The 20,777-nt window shown below is 40.7% G+C and carries 14 protein-coding genes; 3 read left to right on the forward strand and 11 right to left on the reverse strand.

Annotation, left to right across the window (positions count from 1 at the left end; genetic code table 11):
• Window positions 1-11: 11 nt before the first annotated feature.
• Complete coding sequence (locus OCW38_RS13725) at window positions 12-521, reverse strand: GNAT family N-acetyltransferase (protein WP_261894498.1); 510 nt, start codon at window positions 519-521, stop codon at window positions 12-14.
• Window positions 512-778 carry a type II toxin-antitoxin system TacA family antitoxin gene (locus OCW38_RS13730; protein WP_261894500.1) on the reverse strand — a complete coding sequence of 89 codons (267 nt, stop codon included), beginning with the start codon at window positions 776-778 and terminating at the stop codon, window positions 512-514. The genes OCW38_RS13725 and OCW38_RS13730 overlap by 10 nt, the downstream gene beginning before the upstream one ends.
• A 213-nt stretch (window positions 779-991) precedes the next feature.
• Between OCW38_RS13730 and OCW38_RS13735 the strand changes: the two genes are divergently transcribed.
• Window positions 992-2,134, forward strand: coding sequence for an RNA-guided endonuclease InsQ/TnpB family protein (locus OCW38_RS13735; protein WP_261894502.1), 1,143 nt, complete (start codon window positions 992-994; stop codon window positions 2,132-2,134).
• A 404-nt stretch (window positions 2,135-2,538) separates the two neighbouring features.
• On the opposite strand, the gene OCW38_RS13740 is transcribed toward OCW38_RS13735, so the two are convergent.
• Entirely contained in the window at window positions 2,539-2,847 is a 309-nt protein-coding gene (locus OCW38_RS13740) for a hypothetical protein (RefSeq protein WP_261894504.1), read from the reverse strand.
• A 112-nt stretch (window positions 2,848-2,959) separates the two neighbouring features.
• Between OCW38_RS13740 and OCW38_RS13745 the strand changes: the two genes are divergently transcribed.
• Both OCW38_RS13745 and OCW38_RS13755 read left to right on the forward strand, forming a co-directional pair.
• Window positions 2,960-3,793 carry a hypothetical protein gene (locus OCW38_RS13745; RefSeq protein WP_102397595.1) on the forward strand — a complete coding sequence of 278 codons (834 nt, stop codon included), beginning with the start codon at window positions 2,960-2,962 and terminating at the stop codon, window positions 3,791-3,793.
• A 410-nt stretch (window positions 3,794-4,203) separates the two neighbouring features.
• Window positions 4,204-4,668, forward strand: a complete 465-nt coding sequence (locus tag OCW38_RS13755) for a DUF6998 domain-containing protein (protein ID WP_261894507.1) — start codon at window positions 4,204-4,206, stop codon at window positions 4,666-4,668.
• Window positions 4,669-4,738: 70 nt separating this feature from the next.
• Here OCW38_RS13755 and OCW38_RS13760 read toward each other — a convergent pair whose 3' ends face one another.
• The 8 genes from OCW38_RS13760 to OCW38_RS13795 form a co-directional block, all read right to left on the reverse strand.
• Window positions 4,739-5,677, reverse strand: coding sequence for a hypothetical protein (locus OCW38_RS13760; RefSeq protein WP_261894509.1), 939 nt, complete (start codon window positions 5,675-5,677; stop codon window positions 4,739-4,741).
• A 122-nt stretch (window positions 5,678-5,799) separates the two neighbouring features.
• On the reverse strand, window positions 5,800-9,477 hold the full coding sequence (locus OCW38_RS13765) for a DUF2357 domain-containing protein (protein ID WP_261894511.1): 3,678 nt from the start codon (window positions 9,475-9,477) through the stop codon (window positions 5,800-5,802).
• A 3-nt stretch (window positions 9,478-9,480) separates the two neighbouring features.
• Complete coding sequence (locus OCW38_RS13770; RefSeq protein ID WP_261894513.1) at window positions 9,481-12,333, reverse strand: hypothetical protein; 2,853 nt, start codon at window positions 12,331-12,333, stop codon at window positions 9,481-9,483.
• The gene (locus tag OCW38_RS13775; RefSeq protein WP_261894515.1) at window positions 12,326-14,359 is read right to left on the reverse strand and encodes a hypothetical protein; all 2,034 of its coding nucleotides are present in this window, start codon (window positions 14,357-14,359) and stop codon (window positions 12,326-12,328) included. Before OCW38_RS13775 ends, OCW38_RS13770 begins: the two co-directional genes overlap by 8 nt.
• A complete protein-coding gene (locus tag OCW38_RS13780; protein ID WP_261894517.1) occupies window positions 14,360-17,947 on the reverse strand; it encodes a DEAD/DEAH box helicase in 3,588 nt (1,195 codons plus the stop codon).
• On the reverse strand, window positions 17,947-19,413 hold the full coding sequence (locus OCW38_RS13785) for a protein kinase domain-containing protein (RefSeq protein ID WP_102397601.1): 1,467 nt from the start codon (window positions 19,411-19,413) through the stop codon (window positions 17,947-17,949). Before OCW38_RS13785 ends, OCW38_RS13780 begins: the two co-directional genes overlap by 1 nt.
• Window positions 19,410-20,174 (reverse strand): PP2C family serine/threonine-protein phosphatase, encoded by a 765-nt coding sequence (locus OCW38_RS13790; protein ID WP_157936169.1) that lies wholly within the window; start codon window positions 20,172-20,174, stop codon window positions 19,410-19,412. The genes OCW38_RS13785 and OCW38_RS13790 overlap by 4 nt, the downstream gene beginning before the upstream one ends.
• Window positions 20,161-20,694: a vWA domain-containing protein gene (locus tag OCW38_RS13795; protein ID WP_102397603.1), complete on the reverse strand. Its 534-nt coding sequence runs from the start codon at window positions 20,692-20,694 to the stop codon at window positions 20,161-20,163. Before OCW38_RS13795 ends, OCW38_RS13790 begins: the two co-directional genes overlap by 14 nt.
• Between the last annotated feature and the right edge of the window lie 83 nt (window positions 20,695-20,777).

Raw genomic sequence — 20,777 nt, forward strand, 5'->3', positions numbered from 1 at the left:
ATTTTAGTTCACTACGTTTCCAGCGTAAGTGATTCTGTTAAATCACTGATTCTCGCCATCAACACCAAACTATCGATGCTCGATTCTTTAAAGCCAAACCGTTTATAGAAGGACTGTGCATTATCGTCCAAAGCATGAATTAATATACCTGCTCCACCGACCACTTCCATTGCTGCCATGGAGCGCAAAATACAGTCTTTAAGCAAACCAATCGCAACGTGTTTGCCCTGATATTTCAAATCAACGGCCAGCCTTGCTAATACCACCATTGGTATTGGGTCTGGGCTATTTCGTTTTAAAGCACTAAAAGCAATATCTCTTGATACTGACCCCATCGCGATAGCGTAGTATCCCACTACAGCATTCGTATCTGAATCAGTGACGACATAAGTTTTCGTATTACCACGGTTTTGACTTTTTAGCGCTTGTTTCTTAAGCCACAGATCTAAGGACTCAACACCACAGTGAAAAGAACTCGTGAGATCACTACCTATTAATAAACGAGGTTTAACTAATCCCAAGGTGCCTTCCTTTCGAATAAATCTTGAATACCTTTAAGAACTTTAGGTGGCTCATCAAGCGCTTGTTCAAATGCGTCAAATGCGTCTTGTTCTAATTTGAAGTCTTTCTGATCTGCCAGTACTTTTTGAGCTTCATTCAAAGCGGCTTGCTGAATAAATACGGTTCTATCCACTTTCTGTAGGTTTGCTGCTGCGTCAATAACATCACGGACGGAGGGGAATACGCGCATATTGATCGGGGCTGATTTAGTAGCCATAATAATTACCTATGTATATCGATTACATACACAAGTATACCGCCCTAATTTGTGTAGTCAATAGATACACAAACTCACTAAAGTTAGCAAAATCGGCGTAAACCATCGCCCGATGAGGGCGGTGATATAAGCCGAAGGTGCGATAGCACTTTAAGATAGACAGACTCAATCCGCCCTGTATATACTGTGTATTAATACAGTTGAGAGTTTTTGATGTTAAGAGCAACCAAAGTACGCGTTTACCCAACAGAAGATCAGGCTGAGTTTTTAATAGCTCAGTTTGGTGCTGTGCGTTTTGCGTATAACAAAGCTCTGCATCTCAAATCTCATATGTACCGCAAGCATGGTGCTACATTGAATCCCAAAAAGGATATTAAGCCACTGCTCGCGGTTGCCAAGAAGTCACGAAAATACCAATGGCTTAAACAATATGATTCAATTGCCTTGCAGCAATCAGTCATCAACCTACACACGGCTTTTGATAACTTCTTCAATCCCAAGTTAAGAGCTAAATACCCAAACTTTAAACGCAGACATGGCAAGCAATCCAGCTACCATTGTGTTGGTGTTAAGGTTCTTGATGGTGCTATTAAACTACCCAAGATGAAGCCAGTTAAAGCCAACATCCATCGTGGGATTATTGGTAAGGTTAAAAGTATCACTCTCAGTTTGAGTAAAACAGGTAAGTTTTATGCGTCCATCCTTGTGGATGATGGCCTTGAAGCTCCTACTTTGATTCACTCAATCGATAAAGTTACTGGTATTGATTTGGGATTGTCACACTTTGCAATTCAGTCGAACGGCAAGAAAGAGGCTAACCCACGATTTGTAAAGCGTGCTGAGAAGAATCTCAGACGTAAACAGAAACAGTTTTCACGCAAGGTCAAAGGTAGCGCAAACAGAGCTAAAGCTCGCTTGCGTGTCGCAAAGTGCCACGAAAAAACAGCGAACGCTCGCGCTGATTTCCAACATAAACTATCTCGAACACTCGTAGACAAAAACCACGCTGTGATTGTAGAGACACTGAAATCAGCCAATATGATGAAAAACCGCAAACTAGCCAAACACATAGCCGATGCCTCATGGCATAGCTTTGTTGTTAAATTGGAGTATAAGTTGAAAGAGAAAGGCAAGCATCTTGTTAAACTCGATCAGTGGTACGCCAGCTCTAAAAGATGCCATTGTTGCGGTCATAAAATGGAAGAAATGCCGCTATCAGTTCGCAAATGGGATTGTCCCTCTTGTGGCACTACAGATATAGATCGGGATCTAAATGCCGCTCTTAATATCCGTGATAAAGGCCTTCTAGAATTAAAGACGGCTGGACAGTCGTTTCTGCTTATGGAAGCTGCATAAGACTCGATACTATCGAGCATTGGCTAACGAAATAAGAAGCATCGCCCAACGGGCGGTGAGTAGTCACCCTAAGTTGTGGAACAGGCAGGCAAACAATTGGAGCGAGTGGGGATGGCTGCAAATATATCATTTGCAACGACTGAGGTTTTCGTCGAAACCCTAGTAATCGATGTTAGAAAAGGATGTATCCAAGCGTAACCCCCGCAACCATTATGATGATGCTGGTTAATGCCATATTGTTGCCAACCCATTCATCAAGCTTACTCATTCGAAACTCCTCTTTCTTTTCTAATTAACTCAATACTATGAGTGACTTCACGTCAGAGGTTGACACCATACTCGGCGCACAACGAAAAAAGATCACCGAGCGGCGACCTTTTGTTGTTAGGTTAGTAATGCGGAATTTATAATTTAAAATCGCATTTCTTAATTTCTACAATTGGTTTTGCTGCTTTTAAAGACGTTTGATAAGCAGTAATAGCCGCACTTTTTGCCGCTTGTGTCCCAGAATCCATACCAACCATGCTGAGTAAGTCACCACCATTATCAATGTTATCGATCATGTCTTTCTGTGTATCCAAAGAAGATTTAATCTCTTCACAAGACATATCACTAAAATTAGCAGGTCCAGCCGACGTTTCCGAACCTGTAAGTTGACAACCAGTAAGAATAAGACTGCTCGAAACGGCAGCTAAAAGAAATACCTTCTTCATTTTGAACTCCAATACAACTCATGAATGCCACGCGGCACAAGAATATGAAAAATATATATTTTTTGCTGTAAAGTAAAACGTCGAAGCAAAAAAATGAGACATAGGATACTAAATGAAGTTATTGATATTTATGACATTAATCACCTTTTCCACATCAACTCTGGCTGAGAGGCGTATATACAGTAAAAATCAGGGAGATAAACCAGAAGTCTTTAATGCCCAATATTTTGAAGGGCAATGGACAGTAAACAAGCCAAAAACGCCTTACCATGCAGCTATCAAGGACTTTGACCAACGAAAATCACCCATCACTGTCCTATTTACACCTTCTGGCGTGGATGAATTAAATGAACAAATAAGGTATTTCTCAGATATAAAATCAATAGGTCATGCTAAGTCAGGCGTTCGATTAAAAGACAGGTTGATGCATGAGATTGAATCCATTCATTACGATAAATTTTTGAGCCGTGAGCACCCCAAACAAGATCTAAATTACAAGCAAAATAAGGCAATGAGGTCTAAATATTTAGAAGAACATCCAGCCAAGTATTCGGACTACGATAATCAGTCCATGACATACCATACGTATAGCACTTCAGGCCGTTTGTTTAAATACAATACAATCGTCTTATTTGACTACAACGATTACAGGAACATGGCGCCTGTACCAAAAGATATCATGCAGAACAATATTAAGTGGTATAAGGAAAAGTTTAACTTTGACGTCATTAATGGAACTGACTTTGTGATGAGGCCTGGGTGGATGTCGAGCTTTGTGTACATAGACATTGTATCCGATGACCTATTTTTAATGTACGGAGATAAGAATGAACAAGGCTATGTCAGTGGGTTCAAACGTGTATCATCTCCCCAACCTTTAGGGCCTTGGGAAGGTTATTATCGAAATAGGATTGTTCATACTGACTCTAAAACAAGTGATCCTTAAGCTGATTTGTGACAAAAAAGCAGGCTTGTATGTTTACATGCAAGCATTCAGTAGCAACACCAATGATAGTAAGGTGTTTTCTGAGATCACTAAGTAGCACATTCACTGTTTCAAAGCCGCTCAAAATAGTCTCTACTTTATTGCCAGTGCTACACTGAAAATTTACTGAGCTGAGTTATCTCTGACAGCTCAGTACTGAATACCTTGGACCGCATGCTAAGACGTTAACCTGACAAGCCTCGCTCGGTATAAATAAAAGTAGTGTGGCATCGGTACACTCTATTCACCATACGGGTAGATAGCGTTTAGAAAATCGTTATCTTCAAAGATAACTTCACTTTTCACCTAAATTAATCCACCGATGGTAGAGTGGGTAAAAATTCACACTCGTAAGAGTAATAAGGTGAGATATGGAAATCCATCACGCTGTCAAAGAAATGCTAAAAATTGTTGAAGCCCTTCAAAAGCAATATAGCCAAAAAAAATTTACGTTAGATGGAAGGTTAGTTGGTGATTTGGGGGAGATTCTAGTCGAAAAAGACTATGACCTAGAACTGTACCCCGGCCTAGAAAAACATCATGACGGAAAAACACCTGATGGTCGAAAGGTGCAAATCAAGACCACCATGAAAAACTCTCTGACATTTCCAGTCGACCATACTCCAGAATACTACATAGGTATTAAGATTCTTCCCGATGGCAGTTACTACGAGGTATTCAATGGCCCCGGAAGTGTTGCTGGTAAAGCCGTCAAGAACAGAAAACCAACTAAGAATAACCTTCATTCAATCACATTATCCGCTTTGGAAAAGCTCAGTAAAAGTGTGTCAACACAAGATCGAATCCAGAGAAAAACAAAACCCGAATACAAATAGCTGTGGATAACCAAATCGCCTTTCTCAGCTTTACCTCGTAATGCCTCTCTGGGTATCAATCACATAGAACTTAAGCAGCCTCCATACGTGAAATAATAACCTCTAATGGCAAATCCTTATCACGAATGAGACTAATTACAGCTTCAATATCTTCTTCTCGGTTTTGTGCCATGGATTGATTAATATCATCAATCAGCGTCAACATCTGAGCCTTAGTTAAGTTACGCAATAAGCTAATACGATTGTTTGTTGACATAGCCATTAGCTCAATCGTGGAATCATTAGTTGTAGTTGGGATAATTGCCATTTCATTGGCGACTTTTGGCTCTGTTTTTGAATTCGCAAATAGTGTTGATGCTGCTTTATTACACGATACATCTTCTCTTGCTGCCGCTAAATTAGTCACTGACTCTTGTAGTTCCACTTGGTGCTTATTTTTTCTATTAAGCAACTCACTGTAATACGCCATTGTTGGCAACATAAAGTTAAAGTGGGTCATGACAGCTTTTTCTATTTCACCCATCTCTTTTGGCTTAATGTAAGTCCCTTGCTTACGAGCTTTAAGGGTATGGTTAATTGCATGCTTTACGATATCCATGCGCTTTCCACTGATCACCTCAACACCTTGACTCTCTAAAACTGACGTTTCTTCTTGTATCTTTAACGTTAAAATACGTGTGCGCAGCGATTTCACACAGCTTTGGATCAACCTTTCATTTGACTGTTTGGTAAAGTTGGTTGGTTTGACTTTCGCTGATTTGTGCTCATCTTCAATTTTAAGTTTACTTGCCTTCACTTCTCTTCTCACACATGCCATGAAGTTATTAATGGACTTACAATCTGACGGGGTCGATCCTGTGTACATTGGCTTAGCAACACCTTCAATGAGAACTTTTAAGTGATTGTTTTTTGCTCTTTCATATGTAAATGGTGTTTCAACACCCAGTAGATCGTTTAGAGATTTGATAACGCGTTTTTGATATCTGGTGTAATTAACTTGTTGGCACATGATCTGACCTCTCAATGAATATTAGTCGTTGAGAGGTATAATAATGGAATGACTGAATAAGATTTTATTTACAAGCTTGCAAAATTAGTTAGTCGCAAGCTCAGCCCAATCGTACTTTACGACTAATCACTATCAACTAACTCGGTGATACTAATTTGGTTAGCACCATCCTCACCAGTAAGGTATAGCTTTAAGGCATATAAAATATCAGGGGTATTTTCATATCCTGGCGGTTTAGCCACCGCGAGTTTGACTCGTGATCTGACCTTACTATTCGGCTGCTGCATCTGTTGATGCAATTGAAGACCCAAGTTATCGTTGATATTCACCCAACTATTGCGCATCAATTCTGATAGGGGCGAATAAAGCCTAACAGCATCTTTAGTTTGTCGCTCTTGACTGCCTCGACAACGGACAATAGCTAACATAAGTTCCAAGTAGCGTAAAAGTGACGCCCCGTTATAACCCCGGTTTCTCAATATAAGATGATCTAAATGACCAGTTAAACATTCTATTAACTTTGTGGCTTGTGTTGAGTTTAGTTTATGAATGACATCCGGGTGCCGCCAAACAGCGACAGAAAGAACCTCCAAAGATACATGCCTCATGGCACTTCGCTCACCTTCAGTCTGTAAAATCTTATCTAATAACTGCTGTTGCCATGGTTGAGAGACATCTCCTAAAACGTAACTGAACATCAATTTCTGTTCTTTAAATCGCTCTATACTATCAATATCAATTAAGAGCTTATCGACAAGGAATTTCGGAGTATTTCTATGAAAATACGCAGATAGTATTGAAAGCTCCTTAGAAAGCCAATTTGGTATTTTACTGTTTTGAATCAAGTTTTCTGCCGCTTGGAGTGCTTGGGTAATTTTATCAATACATTCTCGCGGCAAATCAGAATCTAGATAGTCTCTAGCATAATCATTAAAGCACATTAATGGAAAGCGGAGTCGAGCTCGTAATTTAGCTAAGTCCGGTTTTGGTAGCTGCCCAGCAGGGGTGATATCTTTTAATGAATACCGGTTCTTTGTTTTATTAAAGACTAGATTACCGGATATATTGTCACCTTGTATGAAATTATCATACAAGTCATTTTTATGAATAAAAATACAACCGTTATTCAAATGGCTTCGCTCAAAACCAAAATCTTTATTTGGGAGCCAATCAATAGTCTTACTATCGATAGTTATCCGCTTTCCGCTGCTTCCTTTAGTGTAAAAAGCTTCATAATCCAGTACCTCATCAAGATTATGCATCATCCAATCAATCACATTAGTAGTTTCTGTTTTACTGTCCTTCTTTGGTATTTTTCGTAACTGTGCAATCGTTTGACCTGTTGGAAAATCAGGAAAATAGGAGTCCACCTTGACTTCATTATTGTCGGGGCTACCCCACTCAGCCTTTATAGAACTAAACGGAGCATGAGCAGCTACCGGTTTAAAGCGCAACTGATAGGGTTGCTCATCACCATAGCGGTAGCTCAAGTCTAAGTGGCAGGCAAGTGGCTGTTTCAATTTATTTTTCAAGGATAAAGTGAGAGGGAAAACAGTTTTTAGTTCACCTACCCCCTGTGTGACCTTAAATTCAATTTGCTCTTTTCCTATCGGTAACTCAAAGCCTTCTTCAACTCGGATCGGCACTGATTTATCACGTTCAGGTTTAATGCTGACGTTATCACCAACAAACATGAATGGGACTTCATGACCATTTTTAAGTAAACGAGTACTGAGTTGAGGTAAATGGTCTTTCCAAAACAAGCCATTCGGCTCACTTTGTTTTTTATACAATAAAGTTTGTGAGCCTCGAACAAGGTTTACTTTTTCACACCATTGATGACTTTGTATCCCTAAATTAGGACAGGTAATCGTACGACTCAGCGGTATATAAAACGATCGACTATGGTGAATAGACTTAAGTAAGGTAGATAACTCAGAAGTCGGAAAAGACGTTACAACTTTGTCTAATAACGGTTTAATAGCAATGTGATCAACAGTATAAAAGCCGTTGTTATCTTTGAGAGTGAAACTAAACTTAGCCTGAGAAAAATCTTGATAACTAAACAACTCAACGAATTTAGTGAGCACGCGAGTTGGGTAATGTGGATATGATTGTTGTAATACTTGTAAAAGTAGTTGCGCTTCAGTTTCACCCTGTATTTTTAACGTTGGGTGACGTTCAAAATAAACCTGTGGGATTTTATTCTTGTTATCGCGTTGCTCTTTAAAAGTAACAGGGGAAACATAAAGTGCATCAGCACTATTATCGAGGACTAATAACAAGTCATCCGCTTTTAATGTAATATTCTTATTACCTAAAAGCTCATACGCAGCCGCTATACTTTTTGGTAAAGGTGACGCATTAGTAAAGAAACGATTAAAATTACGACGCAGGTTTATCGTAGCAAAATCACTGTGATGGTCACTCACCAAATAGTGCATGGCCTGTGATGGTTTCATTATCTTAGCAAGGACCTCCACAACATTAGCACTGGCATGCCCGCTTTTACCTTGGTCTAAACACACCCCACTAGATACTGCATGAGTAACATCAAAAGCTCGGCTATAACGACAGTCCAATCCCTCTTGATCACTCATAAGGTGGTTATTAAGCCGGAGTGGGTTGCTCTGATCTAGCATCAACAAAGGTTTACTGTGTCCTAACTCAATCGAAATAAGATCCGCCACTAGCGACTTATCCGACCTCACCTTTCCTCGATAAGTCCGCTGGAAGTCAAAGGCATCGATTAATAATTTCTGTACAAAGGACTCAACCATCTTAAGATCAGCTTTAATGCTGTCATGAAGATGACCATTTAACTGACTGGTGATTAAATGGTCATCTTGATGAAAGTCAACACTATATATTTGATTAGCCAGTTCCAATTCAATACGTTGCTCGGGCAATAATCGTAATTTGAAACGTTTCACTGCTGCGCGATCGCTCCGCTCTATACCTTCAACTTGATACTTGGGACTGCTCAACGAAAGTTGTTGCGAATCACATTGCCACGGTTGTTCAACAAGATGACACTGCGGGTTCGCTACCAGTTGAGTTACGATCTCTTTAAAAATAAAATACAGCAACGAGCTTTTCTCTTGTTGTTGTATTTGCAGTTGTTGATCAAGTTGTTGTATGGCTCGCCAACTATCCCAGATCTTACGGTATTGTTTATCCTGCATCAGCACATTATTTGGTGGCATATGTTGCCACGGTTTAATTGCTTTAAACAAAGGCACCTGTAAGCTTTGTTGGATCATATCAATAACCAGCTCTTGATCATCATTCAAACCACATGACTGCTTTGCAAACAACAGGTTTTCTAATTGGATCAACATCGCTTTCAGTAAGCGGTTTTCTGACGTGTCATAACTTTCTTTACGTGCTTGAGCGAGTACATGAGGTTGTGCAGCCAGTTTTTCACGTACATTTCGCCCAGGCTGTCGGCTTAACCACTCAATCGAACGGTTATCGATACGTTGCGCTTTATACACTGGCACCATCTCATGCTCACGGATGATGGTGGTACGAGGTTGAACTAAAACCCGTTTAATCGCATGTAAGCAATGCTCAAGAAGAAGAGTCAATCGATCTTGTCTTTGCTTACTCTCTCCTAAAGTAACGGCAGAGTGACATATTTGAGACAACGATAACGTCAAAGGTTGCATCGTCACCGGATCAAATTGCAATGGCGATAAGAAGTGGTGCTGCAGATCGAGCAAAAGCTTCGCTCGATTGTCCTCGTGATAATTCAAATACAACTGGCCGAACTCGGCCAGTTTGCTCTCTTCATTCATGAATCATCCTTGCTTCTTTAAGTAATCAAATACTTGCTTTGTTTTTTTTACATCACAATTGATGGATTCTAAAGCGGCTCGGACTTCACTTATCGAAAGCGTGTTTATTTCCAATTTTTTGTCATTAACGTACAAAGATAAGCGTTGAAACTCTTCTCCTGTCAAAGGGAGAGCCTGATGCCCATCAGAGACAGCGTTAGTAGAGTCTGTTTTGCTCGTCACATTATTAAGCATACTCTTGAACGTGTTTTTTACGACCGAGCTTTTTGACTGCTTTTCCAATGGAATGTCACTGACTGGAGGTGTTTTATTCTCAGGGCTATCGATTCTACTTGATTGCTTCATCGCTAATTCAACTAACTCTTGGTACCGCTGGTTAGTATTCTCATCATTAAGATATTCCGCACTCGCCCACATAAACTGACCATGGCCAACGCGACACGCATGATCAAAGTCGGTTAATAGATTGATTTTCTTTTCATCAAGTAGAATACGAATCTTATCTAAACATTCAATTTTTCCATAACCGCGCGTTTCTATACCACGAAGTTTAGGCATCACCTTCTGAACGATTTGATCTTCAAATGCAAAGTCCAAAGCTTCTTTATATTCATCCGGGTATTGTTCGCTGTCCAATGCGCACACAAGCGGATGATTGACCATGTAATATTCAATAGACTGCCAAACACGATGCCCTAACGCCTTACCGACAAAGCCTAAGTGATGGTTTATAGATTCAATAGTTTCCTTATAAGAACTATTAGCAAGGTTGCTCTCAAGCTTAATCCAGCTTGACCAGCTTTTCATTTTCAGCAGTTCTGCTGGTTTAGGGAGCACTTTTAGCTTTTTGCGTTCGTGCAGTTTAGTTGGTCTAGGAAAATAAATTGATGTACCACGGTCAATAACTTTATCAGATAGCGATTTAGTCGTTTCATCTTGATTCATTGTTCCAGCAAATAAGACATTTCGACCTAATGGGATTTCATAAGGGGCTATGTTGGATCCCAATTTTATTGAAATTGAAGGTAACTTACTTTTAGAGCTGCCTCGACGATCTTCTAATTTACTGAGGAAGTCAGCAAAATAGAGTTCAACATGAGCGAGGTTCATCTCATCGAGCAATACCATGCTGACCGTATCATTTAAGCCATGATAACGTTCATCGTCATTACAAACTAAAGACTCACAACTTTGAGCTAAAAAGTTCAACATCGGCTGCGCTTCAAAACAATTATCAATTGAGTTGAAATACCCCAACATTGACTCTTGCGAGTCCCAATTAGGCTGTACGGGCACATTCAAAAAGTTTATCCCACCAAAATGTGAGTATAGTTTAGGCAGTTGAGATTTACCTGTCCCGCTGACCCCAGCCAATACAGCCAATGGTGACCATTCAGCCGTTTTTAATGCGGTATGAAAAGCGAATAAAATACGCTCGCTGAAATACAAACCATAGTTTGTCGTATCTTTTTGAATTTGTTGTAGCCAACTTAACTCATTAATCACATCTGATTGCTTACGAGCCAATGGCTTATGATTAACAAAAGGGATCACTTCACGCTTAACACCAGCAATACGCTGTTCACGAGTTTGTTGCTCTTCATAAGCGGGGTTTAAACGTTTTAACTCTTCACGTAATTGATTATTGTCAGCACTGATCGCATCATAACGGATCTGTAAATTCTCATGACTGCGTTTTTCGCGGTTCAATTCATACTCTATCTGATCAACGCCATCGACTTCATTTAGCAAAGTAGTCAGTTTATTGTTGAGTTGCTCATTACGATGTTTTAAGTCATCGACTTGTTTCTTAGCTTCATCATAATAATTCTGAATCTCTTCGCTTGGGCGACTGAATAACTCTTCTTGCAGACGATTAATTTCTTCAGTTCGAGCCGTCAGTAAGCGTATTACTTCTTCAGGAGATTGTTCACCTAGTTCACGTTGTAATGACTCATACAACTTAACAGAGAAGTCGGCTTGTTTTACTTGTGTCAGCAATAGCTCATTGTGCTTTTCAAGATTACTAATCTTTCCCTCAAGAAGATTACGTTCCTCAATCATCCGGTGAGAAATGGTTCTTTCCAGATCATTTTGCTGCTGTTTTAAATGGGCTTTCGCCTTTTGCAACTCTAATCTTTCTGCAGCAAGAATCCCTTGGGCTTGTTTCAATTCTTCTTGGCTTTGTTCTAAATCCAACTTTTGTTGCGCCAAGGATTGTTCAATTTTTTTGCGTGCCAGCTCTTCCTCCTGAGCCATTTTTAGGTTCAATAGGGATATTTGTTCCGTTCTATATACAGACAGTTCTTGGGTTAACTCTGCACGTTGCGCTGCAAAGTCATTATCTGCCTGCTGTTTTAATTGCGTAAGTTGTTCTTCCCACGCAGCTAAGTCCTTTTGCTTGTTGGCAAAGGCTTCTTGTTGCTCCAGAAATTCACTATATTCAGCTTTAAATGCCTGTTTTCTTTTTTCAATCAGTACAACCTGTTCTGCAACATGTTGCTTTGCTAGATCGGGTAAACCATTTTCGATTTCCAGCGCACGAACTTCTAATGCCGTCTGTTGTGAGGCTAACTGCTCTTCTTTTTTATTCTGCTGATTTTGGATGACTAAAGAATCTTTGCTCAGCTTTTCTTGCTGCTCTTGAATCCACTGCTTTTCTTTTTTTAACAGTTGCTTAGATTGTTCAAACTCTTTTTGTTCACGCGCCAGTTGAGCCGTTTTTTGTTTTAGCTCAAAAGCCTCGTCATCCTGTCTTAACTGTTGCTTATCCAGCTGTTCCAATTGGGTTTTAAGTTCTTGTTGCTGCTTGTTAACCTGCTGGAGATCGAGGGTGTTTTCCGTATTTTTACTCACAGTAACTCTCTATTAGGAAATGGATAAATTTAAAGGTTGTTTTTTCGAGGTTATCAAGTTCAACTTTCTTACCAAAAATTGCGCCTCCATGACCTCTAATATTGATTAGATTTGCGATTTTGCTCAGTAATTGGCTATCGAGTCTCTTCAGTTCCTTGTTGTTGTACTCGGACTCATGCGCTAAATAGACAATCAAGTTGGCGCCTAACGTACTGTCGACTCCATCAAGGGCGCGTTGAATATTATGCTTAGCGGTCTTGACCAGGTTTTCTGGTAGTACCTCACCCCAATATTGTTGTACTACCTGTAAATAGTCATTAACTTGTCTAGGGTTGTTATCATTAATCAGAGCTGTATTAGCGATAAACAAACTCTGCTGCAAAGCACCAGCAAGGGCATTCACACGTATCCGACCATCATCGGAATTGGCAGCGCTCAAAGCCTGCTCCATCTGTTTTAAAACAGCACGATCAACATGATCAATAAGGTAATGGCCAAATAACGCCAGCAGTTTCTCCCGATGTCTAAAACGAATATCGTCTCGGAGCCACTTTGGTTCGGCGGTATGTTCAACACGAGTTTCTATATCTTCATCACCCACAAGTAAAACGTATAACTGATGAATATTTGATAACTCATCCTTAGATATTTGCTCCAATACTGTCAAATCACCATGAGATAGAGCATTACGATAATGATGTAATTTCCCTAACCTAAGTAATAGATCTGGGTGGCTTTCGGCAAATACTTTCAATGGGTGTTTTTCATGCAGTGTTGCCGATAGCAACAGCATAGCCAGAGCGGATTTCATTTCCGGTTTCGCCACGTTTAGGTGCTTCATGCTACCTAATTTCACCGAAAATAAGGGATTTACAAGCTTGTCATAGATAACTTTATTATGACCAGTTGATTTAGATGGCTTCAGACCTAGTTGTTGAGCAAGCTCAGATACCACTCGTCTGTTTTGATGAACACTCCCTGTAAAGTACTCCTGCCAATCTGGCCATCGATATTGTAAGGCCTGAGCCGCAAATTTTTTTTCAATCAATGAATACACACTATTGAGATAATCAGTTTTTTTATCTTCCAATTGGGCACGCTCAAATGAATCATTGACTACCTCTTGAGAAATCATTTGATAATGATCCTTTAGAGTGATTTGCTGCTTTCTTTTTTGCTCTAGCTCTTTATTTTTTTCTTTAGTAATTTTCCGTTTACTTTCTTTCAACACATTAATAAGACCATATTCACGTTTAAATGCTTTGGTCAGCCCCACATCATAGATTGAAAAGAAGCCATCACAAACCATCAGCTCATCACCACCTTTTGGAATGAAAGCAAGACAATGTATGAAAACATCTTCTCCCTCTGCTGTGATCTTGATCTGTTGGCTTTGGTTTGAGTAACGAGGTGAACTAATATTTGAAAGCAATGAGTTTTTTCGATTTAGACGCTTAAATCGGTCAATAATATTGAGTACAGTGCGCTCGGTTAACGACTCTTCTACGGTAGCACTGTGATTATCAGAGCTTAAATGATAAGCAGTGATCGTTTCCTGCTTACCTGTATTACCAATAGAGAAGGTTAAGTTATTACTGTTGTCGCTATGACACTGCTGTGCCGTTAGTGGCTGAATAATGATAGGTAAAAACTGCCCAGTAATTTTATTCCTATAAATATTTACGGTAACTGGATCCGTAGCCTGCTCTTTTACTTGTTTCAGTAGAGTTACCCCATCAATAGAAATCGTCATCCGTCTATCGATTAAACACATCTGCTCGAGCTTGTCGCACACGAAGTCAACCAACTCGCTTTCTAGGCCAAGTAAATCTTTTATCTGAGTTTTATTTTTCAACTCCAATGCACACAGCTGCAATACGGTTGATTCTAAAAAGTTCAACTCACAATGGGTACTGGCAAGCAACGTAACGGTATAACACTCACAGGGCCACAAAATATCAATACAAGCATCCGGCTGGTACCGATCAACATTTGGTGAATTACTAATTACATTAATAATAGTCATTTATAACATCCCCCCGAGTTCATCAGAACAACACAACTGGTGGTATGCCTGTAGTTCCGGGATAGCTTGTTCCGCAAGCGCCGTTTGAACCAATGCCGCATCCCCTACGACCACTAACGCTTTTTTCTGACGAGTCATCGACACACATAAGCGGTTCTTCGACATTAAATGACCAAATACACTTTGTTGATCTTTAGGGCTTTCAATGTGTTTACGCATCACCTCTTTTGTTGACAGCGTACGAACCATCGACAACAACACCACGTCAAACTCCATACCTTGAAATGAATCGACTGTGCCAATGCGCAATCGCTCCTCTAGCGGTCTTCCTTGTTGGTCATGCAACATTGCATAATCTTGGCTAATCACCCAATCTTTACTATTTTCAGTTTCAATTTGTTCCGTAATCCCATACTGAGCTAATGCCTTAAAGATTTCCTGCACTTGCGCTTTGTAGAAACTAATCACACCAAACGAAAGAGCTTTACCCTGATCCGAATCAATCCACCTTTTAAGTTGCTCAGCTATCTTTTCGGCTTCCAGCTTACGGTAACGGCTCTTAGCCGAGTTACGGCGCTCTTTTGACTGCTCTGAATAAGGAACATCCAACCATAGTGCAGCCTTACCCTCGATTCCTTGTAGTTGTTGGTCAAAAAGCGTTGCCGGTAATGGGGATTGATAAGCCTCACCATAACGCTGATAAAACTGCTCACTGGCAAACTGACCTAATAATGGATGACTACGAAACTGAGCATCTAAAGTGATCGTTCGATTGATGCCATCTTGCTTTTCCAGTTGTTGCAGACGAGAAAATAGATATTGGAACATACTGTGTTTAAGGTGTGCTTCCTCAATCGATTGCCCCCCCTCTTGCGCAGCCTCCATCTCTTTCATTTTATTGATCACGGTTTCATCCACCATATGTGGCAGCTGTCGGTGATCTCCAACTAAAATAATACGATTTTCGGCTTGCACCATTGGAATCATCAAATCACGAGGACTGGTTCGAGCGGCTTCATCAACGATGATAGTGTCATATCTCATCAAGCCCTTGCCCTCGATCTTCGCCTTACGGATCGCTATTCCTTCAGCCTGTTGCGTCGTCGCTCCATAAACCACGTTATATTCTGCAATTGTATCGTGCACCTCTTTCGAGTTACCCTCTAAATAAGCGAGGTATTCAGAGATCACCTGATTTTGCTCAGTAATGCGATTATCATTGAGTGGAATCCACTCCAGACACCGTTTTATGCACTGAGTAACATCCTTTCTCACTTTTGGCGTTTTTAACTGTACAACTGGCGCATAACGAGTGAGCAGATCTCGTTTTATCTGCTTTAACTCGGCTAAAAAGCTAAGCGGTTCAGAAGGATTCCAGATAGATGCCAGAGTCAATAATTCAAGGGTCTCTCTCTGTACTTTATCGCCGGTTTCAAAAAACGGCTGAAGCTTAGTCTTCAACATTGCCGCTCGAGCGCAACCGTCGTCTTTGAATCCCACTTCGGTGACACGAAGCGCACGAATATAAGACAGCATCTCCACACTTTTAAAACGTTGTTGAGTCAGTTCTTCATGTAAAGCATTAAGCTGAGATAGAAACGGCACATCGGTTTTACCACTAATAAATTCCTTTACTACCTTTATCATCTGTAGTGCTACACCATCAGAAGGGTTTTTTAGGTAACGTCGGAAATCCCTTTCAAGTGTTAAGTAACTTTGACTCAACTTTAAATCAGGGTTCTTATTTAATGAGCGTCGTGCGGTTTGTTCGCGCCAATGGTCGATCTTCATCGCCGTTGCCGTCGACGCTTCAGCTTCCCCCGAACGCTTGCCAAACTTAATGGCAGGGAGGTTATTGATGCTTAACCGTGACATCAGGTTTTCAACAGCATCATGCTGATAACCACTGACCAAAATACTGCCTGTTACTTGCTTATCTTTTGCAGATTCTTGATTTAACCGTTCAATGATGGCCGTGATCACCGTGGTTTTCCCTGTTCCCGGTGGCCCTTGAATAATGGCAATATCCGGCGTATTCAATGCAACCGAAATCGCCTCCTCTTGCATCATCGTAGGTGGATGTTTAGGGAAGATTTTCTCCTTCACAAAGGAAGTCAGTGCTTTAATTCGAGGCTTTTTATTTCGAGGTAATAATATGCCATCTTCTTCAATCAATGCGCCTAAATTTGGCATTGCGCTGGTACCATTTTGAATGTTCGCTCGTGCTGACATTCGGCGTTCGATTTGTACCTGATCACCCAGCATCGAATACACAAAAGTGTAGGCTCGTTCTGGGATGTCTTGAATATCAATAATCAATGTATCCGCGGTAACTTTTAAAACCTTAATGGGGTCGAACCCCATGCGATCTTTATTAATTCTTTTTTTCTTTTCTTGGGTTTTATTTAGAATATCGTCGCCATCACTCGACTTATCAACCGTATCCCACGGGGCTAACACAGGACTAATGCCTTTCTTTTTTTGATACTCAGTCAGCTTTTCAGTACTGTAATCACCCCAAGACAATTCCGGGTTAGCTAAGTAATTAGGGAGGTTATCGAGGTCGACCAACTCCAAATAATCCCCGGCTTTCAGTTGCTTCCTTAAATCCCTACCAACTGAAACCTCCAAACCCTTTTCTTTTGGATCGAAAAGACTGTTATCTGGCGTACATTCAATGATATCAACCTCGCGAGCCTTTTTGAGCAATGTCTCGCCTTCCAAGTCGCCATATTTATCCCAAACGTTTAGATAGCCTTGCTCTTTTTCAGACAGCTCCTTCATTTGTTGACTTGCCAATGTTTGTAGTCGTGCCACATTATCCATGTCAGTAAATTTCAGCTTAGCCCTGATCAACCTCACAGCAAAGCCTGGAGCCGAGTTAACACGTTGTACCAACTTTTTTGCCGCTAAAAAGTTAAAATCAATATTCTTTTGCTCGGTAATCGCTAACTGAAACCCTGAACCAAGTAACACCAGGTTGTGAACCAAGCTTTGTTGGTTACTAAGCCGTTCATCATAGGTAATCGACTCATCAATATCATCTGTCTGACTTTGTTGTTCAATTTTTAATAGCTCATGCACTCGATTCAATTCATCGAATGCAGCATTGCCTAACATTGCAGGTAGATAAAAATAGTCAGGGTCTAGATCATCTTGCAACAACTGGCAACCGCTTAACAAAGTGTCATTGACATCGGAAAAACTCTCCCCAAAATCGAGCTTAGCAGCTTGCCTCAAAATGACGCCATCTAAGGAAATATCCAGTTCACCAAAGTCAATCACTTCACCGTTAAAAAATGAGATACCAAGCTCTATGCCTTGCTCCCCTTCTTTTGAGGTACTTTCGCCCATCACCTGTATCAAGTTACTGTTACGTCTCGATAGTTGATGTACAATATCTTTTTCAATTCCCAGGTGGCGACACTCAATCGATGCCAGTTGCCCCTTGATAACCAACTGTAAACGCTGCGTGCGTGAACTTATCATCAAACGACCGATGTCTCCCACCGCTACGGGTAGCACTTTAGATAGAGGCTTAACCCAGACAAGATGATTAAACTCGATATTCAGTTTTTTTAAATCCACTACTTTCCCTGCCATTTCAGTTCAATCACTCGCGGTAAATCACTCTGCACATACAGTAAAATCCCCTGCTGTTCTAACTGTGTTAGCTCTATATGCCACTGACCAACTAATGGCTTAAAAACGCCCTGTGAATCAGTGATCGAGATAATATGCTGATCAGTAAGTTGACGAATAAACCAGTCCCCCTCTAATTGGTACAACTCCAATACCGCTTGGTCGTGACCATCAATTCTAAACTCTTGTAACACTCGCTCAGGTACGGTGATCGGCTCATTCTTAACGACATGGAGACTTTGCCAATTGCTTTTTCGCAACAGACTATCAGGTTGCCATTCATAACAGCTCAACTGGAAATAATTGGGGATAGGCTTCTTGCAATAAGGGCAATCTTGATTATTGTCAGGGTAATAACTCATATTACAGCCAGAGCAAGTAATCATCGCATCATGTGCCGCAGCTAATGCTTCAGGCCAGTGATGAACTGTCGGACGTTGCCATACGTTGACACGCCCTTCGGTAAATGTTTTCGCAAATAAGGTCTTGAGGACTGGTGTTAAGACTAATTCTCTCGGCAGGCCGCTCTTTGCTCGGTTAGAGTCATCCGTTAGGTCATCAATAAAAGGCAATAAACCCTGTTGAGCTTTGTCCTCAACCGTATCCTCACCTTCATCCCATCCCCCCTCATCATTGAGAGCTTCACCATCAAAAGGATCCACCATCGCCAGCATCTTAAACGCCAATATCGCAAAAGAGTAACAATCACTTTGTGGTCGGCAACCATCTTGTTTGGTTACTACTTCAGGTGCGCCATACCCTGGGGTGTAAACAATTGAACCACTCTTAGGGTTATCGAAGCGGATGTTATCAGCATCAATAAACCAAACATGATTAAACTGACGATCCGCAGAGAAAAATACATTTTCAGGAGAGATGTCCCCATAAAGCAACCCCACATTGTGCAGTTTTGATAACTCAGTAGCAGTCTGCATCAATATCGCTAAACGTTGTTTCGTCCCTCCTGTTTGTGCGTAATGCATTAGAGGGTAACTGACCTCGATAGGTAACTCGCTATTTAGCCAACTTGGTATTTTATTCTTTTTTTCTTTAGGTATTTTATGATTCAAAAGGGCTTGAACAGGATCCATATCTTGTATCATCTGCATCACGTAACCCGCCTGATCTTTTAGCATGAACAAAGGCTTCGCAATGTTGAACTCTGGATGAATCGGATATAGCGATAACTTCGACAGCTTGTTTTTATACGCCTCTTTTTCTTCTGTTTTAGTGACCACTTGATTGTCTTTTAAAAGGCACTTCACGACGAGTTCGGGGTCGGTGGTACGAAATACGACACCTTGACCACCACGGCCCAACTCCTTTGTTAGCTCGTGCTGCTGACTCAATTCATCCTGTAAAATAGGGGTAAGTAGCCCAAAGTGTTCCAAACTTTGCTTTTCCTTCTTCACGACGCCTCCTTGACCATCATCGCGACCAACGTTTTGTCATCACTGTGCCTTGGTACTGGCCAATGTTGTAGCCATTGTTTTATATCAACGATTATCTGTTGCTCTGTCAAAGGCTGATACTGAATGTATAATTGCTTAAAAAAAGCGGCCTGCTGCCCCAACTCCAAATCATCCGCAATTCCATCACTACACAGAAAAAAACCCCGACATACATTTACGTCAAAATAACCCATTTGCCACTGTGTAGGGTTAAATTTCTCTTTGAGCGCTTCGGTTTGATTAGAGAACAGATCACTCTTTCTAGTTAAACATTCAGGTTCACTAGTATCATTTCGGAACAAAACACTTAAACCATCGCCAAGTTGTGCCCAAAATAGAGTGCTCTCTAAGCGCAATACCATCAAAATAGTACAACCACACTGACTTATATCCTGTCCGGCCAAATTCTGTAGCCAGTTTTGATGAAACATCGTCAATAGGTCGGTGGCTGATAACTCGGGTGACTGATGCCATTGATCTAATAATCTGTGTGCCGCATCACAAGCTGCCTGAGAGCCATACTGCGACAACGTGTGACTTCCCAGACCATCAGACAAAGCAATTAACTCCCCCCACGAATAGGCATAGTGGCAAAAAGCATCTTGATTGGGTTGCTGATATTTTTTATGTAGGGGGCCAATTTCGCTATGACCAAATTGTTTAAAAATAGTCTGACTATCTCTATCTATTTCTTTATCACGAGACGGATTAATCCCAGTCATCGTCTTCACCTTGATCATGGAACGTACCCCAAACGGATTCACTTAATTGAACATCACTGCGCTGCAAAGGCGGTAGTGTTCGCTGTGCATTCAAACCATTAGCATGCTTAATCGCAACACTAATATCTTGGGCTGGATACACGGGTAAACCAAGAAAATTCAAATTATTAAGATCAGCATCAGCACCAACAGCAACCACCACCAGGTTGTGCTGTTGTTTAAGAATTCGTTTTTGTGATTCAGTTAGATCAAAAAAACCATCGGACAGGAAAACGGTAGGCTCTGTTGTTCGTTCAATTAAAAATTCGATACATCTATCGATATTGGTCGAGCCTGTTAATTCTGGGAGCTCAATATCCAATGTTGGATCAACATGCACTTGGTTAAGTTGATCTTGTAATGTATAGATTTGAACTTCTCTCGAAGATAAATACTGACGTATAAACCGAACCAAATTGAGTATGAGTCTGGGTTTACCATTTTCTACCATACTCCCAGAACGATCGATCACGATATTCATTATTGCTTATCCCTGACTTAAAGAGTTTCTAGCTATCATTTAATGATCACATTCTGCCGACCACACCAATCACATGTTCAAAG

The sequence above is a fragment of the Vibrio cyclitrophicus genome (assembly GCF_024347435.1).
GTDB lineage: Bacteria > Pseudomonadota > Gammaproteobacteria > Enterobacterales > Vibrionaceae > Vibrio > Vibrio cyclitrophicus.

Excerpts from the sequence above, each read along its gene's own strand:
- OCW38_RS13795 (WP_102397603.1), bottom strand. The coding sequence starts at position 20,694 with ATGAATATCGTGATCGATCGTTCTGGGAGTATGGTAGAAAATGGTAAA.
- OCW38_RS13775 (WP_261894515.1), bottom strand. The coding sequence starts at position 14,359 with ATGACTATTATTAATGTAATTAGTAATTCACCAAATGTTGATCGGTAC.
- OCW38_RS13740 (WP_261894504.1), bottom strand. The coding sequence starts at position 2,847 with ATGAAGAAGGTATTTCTTTTAGCTGCCGTTTCGAGCAGTCTTATTCTT.
- OCW38_RS13790 (WP_157936169.1), bottom strand. The coding sequence starts at position 20,174 with ATGACTGGGATTAATCCGTCTCGTGATAAAGAAATAGATAGAGATAGT.
- OCW38_RS13735 (WP_261894502.1), top strand. The coding sequence starts at position 992 with ATGTTAAGAGCAACCAAAGTACGCGTTTACCCAACAGAAGATCAGGCT.
- OCW38_RS13765 (WP_261894511.1), bottom strand. The coding sequence starts at position 9,477 with ATGAATGAAGAGAGCAAACTGGCCGAGTTCGGCCAGTTGTATTTGAAT.
- OCW38_RS13745 (WP_102397595.1), top strand. The coding sequence starts at position 2,960 with ATGAAGTTATTGATATTTATGACATTAATCACCTTTTCCACATCAACT.
- OCW38_RS13730 (WP_261894500.1), bottom strand. The coding sequence starts at position 778 with ATGGCTACTAAATCAGCCCCGATCAATATGCGCGTATTCCCCTCCGTC.
- OCW38_RS13755 (WP_261894507.1), top strand. The coding sequence starts at position 4,204 with ATGGAAATCCATCACGCTGTCAAAGAAATGCTAAAAATTGTTGAAGCC.
- OCW38_RS13760 (WP_261894509.1), bottom strand. The coding sequence starts at position 5,677 with ATGTGCCAACAAGTTAATTACACCAGATATCAAAAACGCGTTATCAAA.